This window comes from Candidatus Binatia bacterium (genome assembly GCA_035631035.1).
In the GTDB taxonomy this organism is placed as follows: Bacteria; Eisenbacteria; RBG-16-71-46; order SZUA-252; family SZUA-252; genus DASQJL01.
In genome coordinates, this window is record DASQJL010000082.1 from 141,999 (window position 1) to 150,020 (window position 8,022).

At 67.0% G+C, this 8,022-nt stretch carries 4 protein-coding genes; all 4 read right to left on the reverse strand.

Going from position 1 to position 8,022, the window contains the following annotated elements; genetic code table 11:
• Position 1 precedes the first annotated feature (1 nt).
• On the reverse strand, positions 2–2,971 hold the full coding sequence (locus tag VE326_09500) for a TonB-dependent receptor (GenBank protein ID HYJ33440.1): 2,970 nt from the start codon (positions 2,969–2,971) through the stop codon (positions 2–4).
• Between the two features lie 393 nt (positions 2,972–3,364).
• Positions 3,365–4,678, reverse strand: a complete 1,314-nt coding sequence (locus VE326_09505) for a hypothetical protein (protein ID HYJ33441.1) — start codon at positions 4,676–4,678, stop codon at positions 3,365–3,367.
• Between the two features lie 360 nt (positions 4,679–5,038).
• Positions 5,039–6,427: a GWxTD domain-containing protein gene (locus VE326_09510; GenBank protein HYJ33442.1), complete on the reverse strand. Its 1,389-nt coding sequence runs from the start codon at positions 6,425–6,427 to the stop codon at positions 5,039–5,041.
• Positions 6,405–8,022: FlgD immunoglobulin-like domain containing protein (locus tag VE326_09515; GenBank protein HYJ33443.1), on the reverse strand; the 1,618-nt coding region annotated here is incomplete at its 5' end. The genes VE326_09515 and VE326_09510, both read right to left, overlap by 23 nt.

Sequence of the window (8,022 nt, forward strand, 5' to 3'; positions counted from 1 at the left end):
GTCAGAAGCTCAGCTTGGCGCCGAATCGCACCATCCGGGGCACCCCGTGCAGCAGGGGCGACTGCTCGGCCAGCTCATAGCGCTGGGTGGCTCCATCGACGCCGTATTTGGCGGCGTTGCCCTCGATGAAGGCCTGCCCTTCCGCCGTCTCCAGCCAGTTGGTCGTGACGGCCGAGCCGGAAGAGGTGTAGACGGTGTAGACGTTGTCCCGATTGAAGATGTTGAGCGCCCAGATGTAGACGTCCAGATTCTGGTGCCCGATCGAGATCGTCTTGCCCAGCTTGGCGTCGACCTGGAACGTCCACGGGCCGTACCGCGCGTCCACCGGACCGCTCGGCTCGCTCGCCGTGTTGGCCAGGGTCACCTCGTTGTAGACCTTCGTGGGCGTGTAGGGCGTGCCGCTCGCCGCGTTCGCGAGGATGTTGATGCCGGCGTTCTCGAGGATGTGGTTGCCGTGCCACGTCGGACCCTGTCCCTTGTCATAGCGGAAATCCAGGTTCGCCGAGAGCTTGTGCCGCTGATCGAACGCGAGGGGCGAGGACATCTTCGGCGTCTCGGCCGCGTACCAGGCGATGTTGCGCTGCGTCTGCGACAGCGATCCCGTGCCGCGCGCCCAGCTCAAGCTGTACGAAGCGTTGAACGCCACCAGGCCGGTGCGCCGCAGGGTGTACGCCAGGTCGAGCCCCTTGATCGTCGCGAAGTCGCGATTCCGGTAGGAGGAGAACGCGTTCGGAGACGAGGGGATGTTTGTGATCTCGACGAGGTCCTTCACGTCCTTGTAATACGCCGACGCCTCGACCCGCGAGCGGTCGTTCGGCGTGTGCTGGATCCCCAGCTCGTACGCCGTCGTCTGCTCGGGCTTCAGGTTCGGATTGCCGAACCCGACGAAGTAACCGCCCGTCCGGATCTTGTGCTCCAGGAAGGCGTAGGAGACGTAGAGGTCTTGGAGGTTCGGCTGCTGGAAGAACTTGCCGTAGTTCACGTGGAGCAGCGTCTGGTCGCTGACCGGGAAGCCGACGCCCAGCCGTGGCGAGATGCGCTGATAGACCTTCGACTTCTGGAGATCGGTCGCCTGGAGGCGCGAGTCGGTGCCGGTCGCGTCGGGATCCAGCGGAAGGGTCTCGCTCCGGAGCGCATCCGTCGAGGGAGTGAGATAGTCCCACCGGAGGCCGGTGTTCAGCACCAGGCCCAGGCGCTCGTACTTGCCTTGCACGTAGAGCGAGGCCACCTTGGGATGCTTCGGCACGTCGAGCGGGCTGTCGTAGAGACCGTTCCCGTTCTTGTCGCTGAAGGGCTCGCCGACGTCATAGCTCCCGTTGCCGTTCGTGTCGGTGAAGGTGTCCCCCTCGTTCAGCTCGTTCCCCAGCGCGTCGTAGCCGTAGCGATCCACGTCCCGGGTGTTATCGGGGTTCCCGTTCGCGTCATACAGCTGCGACGGGAAGTAGTGGTCGTAGTAGCGGAGCGTGTGACGCTGGTAGTCCCCGCCCGCCTTCAGCTGGAAGGAGCGCGTCAGCTGGTTCGCGTAGTTCGCGGCGAACCCCACGTACGAGGACTTCCGATGGAGGAAGTCGTCGAATACGTGGGCGCCGGTCGGGCTGTCGTCGCCGTACCAGAAGAGCGCTTCCGACTGGTCGTAGGACGGGTTGCCGTTCGGCCGGGCGTACGCCTTCAGATCGTCGAAGGCCACGCCGTCGCCGCGCATGCGCTCGGTAAGGAAGTAGTTCGCCTTCACCTCGTAGTAGGCGCGGTCCGAGAGGCTCTGGTTCCACGTCCCGTAGACCGAGCGGTTCTTGTCCTCGTACCGCGGGGCATGGCGGAGGTCGAACCGATAGCTGTTCAGGTACTGCTGCCAGTCTTCGTCGTTCAGCGTCCCGCCGATCTTCAGCGTGTGCAGCGGCGAGGGCTTGATCGTGAGCTTGCCGACCGAGGCCCAGGAGGCGCTGGAGTTGGCCGGGAGGATCCCATTCTCGAAGAAGTCCGTGGAAATCGCTCCCTGCGGCGCGTACGCGACCTTGTCGGTCTGGAAGCTGGGGTTGCGGTCCCGGTTGAAGCGGCGCTCGCCCGACAGGTAGAAATTCACCATCTTGACGCTGGGCGCGATCGGGCCGCCGAGCGAGAGCGCGTAGGTGTTGTTGTCCCGGCGCGGGGCGCTGATCCAGCTGCCGGACAGGTTGTCGGTGACGCCCTCGATCGAGCCGAAATACTTGTCCGAGCCCTCGCGGGTCACGACATTGACGACGCCGGAGTTGATGCGCCCGTACTCCGCGTTGAAGCCGCCCGACTGCACCACGATCTCGCTGACCGCGTCGTTGTTGATCGCCGTCGTCGAGAAGCCGGTGAGCGGGTCCTGCTGCGAGAAGCCGTCCACGAAGTAGGCCACCTCGTTCGGGCGTCCGCCGCGGATGATGAGGGTGCTCCCGTTCATCGACTCGTTCCCGTTGAGCTGCGGGTTGTCGAGACGGGCCTGGAAGTTCACGACGCCCGACTGCTGGGCCACCGCGTCCTTGTAGCCGCGGAGCGGCTGGTTGCGGATCTGGTCCCCTTCCAGGAACTTCGTCGTGCCGGTGACGTCCTTCTGGATCAGGGGCCGCTCGGCCTTCACGGTCACCTCGGCCACGTCCTTCAGCACCGTGGATTCCATGGACCAGTCGAGCTTGGCGTTGAAGTCGGGAATGACTTCCACGCCCTCCCGCGCCTGCGGGATGAAGCCGAGCAGCGCCACCCGGACCGTGTACTTGCCGGGCGGCAGGTTGAGGATGAAGTAGTTCCCCGAGGCGTCGGTGACGGCGCCTCGCTTCAAGTCGGGGATCGTGACGCTGGCGAGCCCGATCGGCTCGCCCGTCTTCGAGTCCCGCACGGTGCCGGAGATCTGGCCCGTGGTCCCCGCTCGCACATCCGGAGCAACAAAAAGGGCGCCCACCACGATCATTGTGGCGACGCCTAACGACAGAAGCGTCCGAGGTCGAACCATGACTCGCCCTCCTATGAATCTCGTGCGTGGAAACGCCAAGCGGGGTTCACCCTCCCTGATCTTTGCAGACCACGCGCGGCGCGCTTCGACGCGGCCGCCGAATCCCTCGCCCTTCACTGGGCCCCTCATCGGCATTCGTGCACCCTAACCGGCGTTTTTTCTCTTGGCAGCCTCCTCCGCCTTGAGTCGTCTCTCAATCGGCCCGGGGGGTTGATTGGGCCGCAACACCTTGCGTGACTTCAACACTAGGAACAGTACGGAGGGCTGTCAATATTTTTCGGGAACCTTCCTGTCGGCCTTCCCAACGAAGGCAGCCCAAAACGAAAGGCCCCCGGCGTTTCGCCGGGGGCCCGTTTGCAGCCGGCCGGAGCGGTCGCCCGCTCCGGGTCGTCTCTAGAAGTGGTACGTCGCGGAGACGCGGTTGAACGGCGTCGCCTGGTTCCCCGACAGGATGTAGCCGCCGGAGAGCGGGAACTGGTTGTTGATCGTCATGTCGATGTCGAGGTTGTTCCACCGGATGCCGGCGCCCAGGCCCAGGCGGAAGTCGGCCGTCTTGGTCTTCTCGGTCGAGGAGAACGCCGGGGTGTTGAAGTCGGTCGACTCGGTGCGGCCGACGTCGTGGCCGCGGCTCGCGCCGATCCGGACCTTGAGCCAGCTGGTGGCTTCGGTCTCGAGGGCGGCGAAGACGAGCGGAAGCATCGTCGTCTTGTCCTCGGCCGTGCGGATCGCGCCGACCGGGCCGCCGGTGTTCTGGTCGGTCCGCTCGTAGGAGTGCTTGTCCTGGCTCACGACCACGCCCCAGAGGAGCAGGTTGTTGTCGTTCACCCGCATGTTGTCCGAGATGCCCGCGCCGTAGTGCTTGTAGGTCTCGTCGGCCGCCACCTGATTCGCCAGAACGCCCGTGGCTTCCCAGGAGAGGTCGTTGTTCACGTACCACGCCGCCGGATACCAGGTGTGCGTGCCGCCGCGGTGCATGATGGCGCGCGCGAAGATCCCGTACGAGGCATTGCCGGCGTCCTGCCACGTCTCGCCGGCCGGGGTCTCCGTCCGCTCGAACGTGAAGCGACGGTAGGTCGCGGCCGCCTCGAAGCGATCGTCCTCGCCGAAATGGAGCGCGACGGACGGGGTGATGCCGTAGGTGTTGAGCTCCACGTCGACCGGATCGTCCGTGATCAGGTTCGGCCCGAAGCCGGCGCCGAACGGGAACGGATCGAACGAGAAGTCGATGCCGCGAGCCGAGTAGGTGGCCGGCGTGTTGTCCGAGTACTCGAACGACGAGTTCGTGATGTCCAGCCGGACCGCGAAGTCGAGATTCGAGAACGCGCGGCCCCAGATCATGTCGAGCTGCTCATTGTTCAGGTTGCTCGACCCGTCCAGCACGTCGTTCTGGCTCTGGGCCATCTGGAACGCGATCGCGCCCAGCCGCGGGAAGTTGCGAACGACCGTGTAGCTCTGGTCGGTCACGGCGACCGGATTCACGTCCCCGTCGTTCGGGTTGTTGCCGAGCTCGGCCAGAACGAGATTGTTCTGCCGCACGACCGACGTCGGATACGTGTAGATGTTCGCGTAGTCGTCGGTGAACTGGCTCAGCACCGGAACGTCGAGGCCCATGCCTTCCATGCGGGAAAGCGAGGCCTGGCTCACGCCGGCGGTGATCGCGAGCAGAACCGCGACCGTGAGGAAAACGATCAGCTTGCGCTGAGACATCGGGTTTTGCCTCCTGTAGGTAGTGGACCCCAGACCATCCAGGGTCCCCATCCCGGACCGTAGCGCTCTACTGCTGCTGGAAACTGGTCCGGGGAGAATACGAGAGAGCAGATGTTCCTGTTCGACTCTCGCTCCCCACCCCCTTTCCATGTCTCTAGCCACACACCGTTAGGCCGCCAGGGCGACGGCCACACCACACCCCGAGAGCACGTCCTGAGAGGCTGTTCCGAGATCGGCGGCACCTTAGGGGCGCCGTACGGGCGTGTCAAACGAATTATTCGAAAATGAAGGATAAACGATTATTTAGCAGCGGCTTGGGAGAGCGTTGAACCAGCCCGGGGGGAGTCGCGTGAAGCACGTCTAGAGCGGCGAGGAACGGAAATCCAGGTAGTAGAGGCCGAAGTCGTATCGATCGACGAAGTAGAAGGTCTTCCGCTGTTGGTAGTAGTACCAGATCTCCTCGGGGTGCTTGTCGATGGAGAACGGACTCCGCACGACCTCGTCCGGCTGGCCGTACTTGATGTAGACCTTCCCCATGTCGACCTTCCAGCCGGGAACCCCCACGCTGAAGTGTTGATTGGCGTAGGCGATCCGGCGATAGAACTCGCTCATCGCCTCGTTTTCCGGCGTTTCGGGAGTGGGGTCGCGCCGCTTCCAGAACCCCTCCCAGAAAGACTGCAGCTGCTCTGGGGTCTTGGCCGCGTCCATCTCCTTCTTCTCGGCCGGATCCGTGATGATGTAGGTGAGGATCTCCAGGGTGGTCTTCGGATCGGCCACGATGCTGGCCACCGATTGCACGACCTCGAACGACTTCTCCCGGCGGATCGGCTGGCGCTTGCCCCCCGGCTGCGGGAGGATCGGCGCCTTGAGCTCCACCAGGAACCGGTAGCTTCCGGGAACGAGCGCGGCCGTGGGAGGACGCAGCAGGAACGCGGTGCGCGTCCCCGCGCGCGCGAGGGTCGTGTCCTTCTCCAAGATGCGCTCCTGCTGATCGTTGAGGATGCGGTACTGGATCTGGTAGCCCGGATCGGCGGCCGCCGCCGGCCGGGAGTCCACGACCTCGCCGAACACGGCCAGGGTGGCCACATCCTCGCTGTAGCGTCGCGCCGGATTCGGGACGAGCGCGGCCCGCAGGTCGCTCCCCGGGAGGGCCCCCGGCTTCACGTTTCCAAAGGAAAGGTCGGTGAACGCGACGGGTCCGGCAGCCTGCTTCTGGACCTCGAGATCGATGCGCGTGGCCGAGGTGCGCTCGGCCACCAGGTCGCGGATCGCCACCTGCACCTCGTACTTGTCGGGCGGCGCGGGGAGGTCGACGTGGTCGATGATGTCGTTTCCGATCGGGCGCGTCTCGGCATAGGTCTTCACGTCGAGGTCGCGCACGAAGGTGTCGCCGGTGACCTGGCGGCCGCCCTTCTCCTTATAGAAGACGACGCTGACCTCATACGAGGCGTGATAACCGCCCGGCCGGCGCTCGAAAAGGAGCTCCGAGCGCGCCAGCCGATAGTCCAGCCGAACCAGGGGGACCCCAGCGTCCCCCGGCTCCACGGTTCCGTCCACGGAGAAGCGCGGCCGGTCGCCGCTGGTTCCGGGCACGGGCGTCTCGGGCTGCGTCGGCGGGCTCGGATTCGGGTACTGCGCTCCGGCGCGCGCCGGGCCCAACCCCGGCAGCGCCGGCGGCGAAGCCAGCGCGAGGGCCGCGAGGAGTCCTGCGGCGACGTGCCGCGGATCAGCGGAGCAGGATGATCGCACGCGAATCGTCCAGGCCGGCTCCGGTGAGCCGGAGATAGTAGACGCCGCTCGGGGCGGCGGCGCCGCTTCGATCGCGGCCGTCCCACGTCACGATGCCGAAGCCCGAGACCGGCGCCGCCGCCGCGCGCGACTCCCGCACGATCCGCCCCGACGCGTCGAAGACGCGCAGCGTGAGCGGCGCGCCGGCAGAGCCGTCGGGCACCCGGTAGGAAAGGCTGGCCACCGCACCGGAACGGGCGCGGAACGGATTGGGATAGGCGCGGCCGACGAGCGGAGCCGAGGCCACCGTGAGCGTCCCCTCCGCGACCTTGACCGAGCTCCCGTCGGAGAAGAAGGCCTCCAGCCGGTAGCGCTGGGTCGCCCCGGCGACCAGCGAGTCGTCGACGGCGGAGACGGCGCCGGGCGGCAGGAGATCGCGGTTCACGCGGCGGCCCGCCGGATCGGATGCCGCGCCGGAAGGGGTCACGAGATCGCGGTAGAGATTCAGCCCGACCAGCCCCGCGCGGACGACCGGAGCCCACGTGACGAGCGCGCGCGGCGTCGCCGAGGCCGGATCCAAACGGACGTCGAGAGCGGGAACGGTCGTGGGCGCCGGGCTCACGAGATAGCGCTCGAGGCCGAGCGAGGCGGCGATGAGGAGCGTGTCTCCCGTCCACCAACCGTCGCGGGCGACGCCGGGCGGAAGGATGGGGCCCCGCACGACCGGAGACGACGGCACGCCGACGTCCACGACGAGAGCTCCCTCGTCGCCGGCGAAGAGGACCGCGGACGCGCTGTTCTGGGTCACGCCCAGGAGCGGCGGCGTCGCGAGCTCCGCGCGCAGGACCGGCTGCGCGGGATTGGCCACGTCCACGATCTGGAGCCCACGGGCCCGCGTCGCCACCAGAAGCCGCGTGCCCGAGAGATCGAGGTCGCGCGCCCCGGCGAGCGAGGCGGATCCGAAGGCCGCCGGCTGGGCCGGATTGCCGAAGCCGATCGACAGGAGGCCCAGCGCTTCGTCCGCCACGAAGAGCACGGTGTCCCGCGCCGCGAGCCCGCGGGGATCCTGGACGAAAGGACTGCCGACGGCCCCGCGCGCGGTGAGCGTGACGGTGGAATCGAGCGGCTGGTAGTCCACCTGAACGAACGTGACGATGGGATTCAATCCGCGCGCGGCCACGGCGACCAGGTTGGGGCCGACCTGCGCCACCGCGCTCGCCGAGCCGGACAGCGTCAACGTCGCGACGGGAATCGGCGCCGCCGGATTCCCGACCTGGACCACCTCGAGCCCGGATGGGCCGCTCGCGAGGTAGACCAGAGGCAGCGCCGCGTCCACGGCCACGTCCACCGGTCTCCCGTTCCCCGAAGGCGGCGCCATCCCGACCAGGCTGGAATCGCTGCCGCCCGCGCGATAGATCCGGAGGCCGCCGGAATAGTCGGCGACGTAGGCGAGCCCGTTCTTCACCGCCACCCGGCGAACCCGGCCGACGCCGCCGACCGGAGCGCGATCGGGAGCGCCCGACAGGGAGACGAACTCGAGCAGCGACCACCCCGGCTCGTCGGGGGGGGCGGGAGCGATTTGATCGTAGGTGGAAGCGACGATCCAGTCGCCGCTC

What these genes read in the sequence shown, in the direction of transcription:
- VE326_09500 (HYJ33440.1), bottom strand. Translation starts at nt 2,971, where the DNA reads ATGGTTCGACCTCGGACGCTTCTGTCGTTAGGCGTCGCCACAATGATC.
- VE326_09505 (HYJ33441.1), bottom strand. Translation starts at nt 4,678, where the DNA reads ATGTCTCAGCGCAAGCTGATCGTTTTCCTCACGGTCGCGGTTCTGCTC.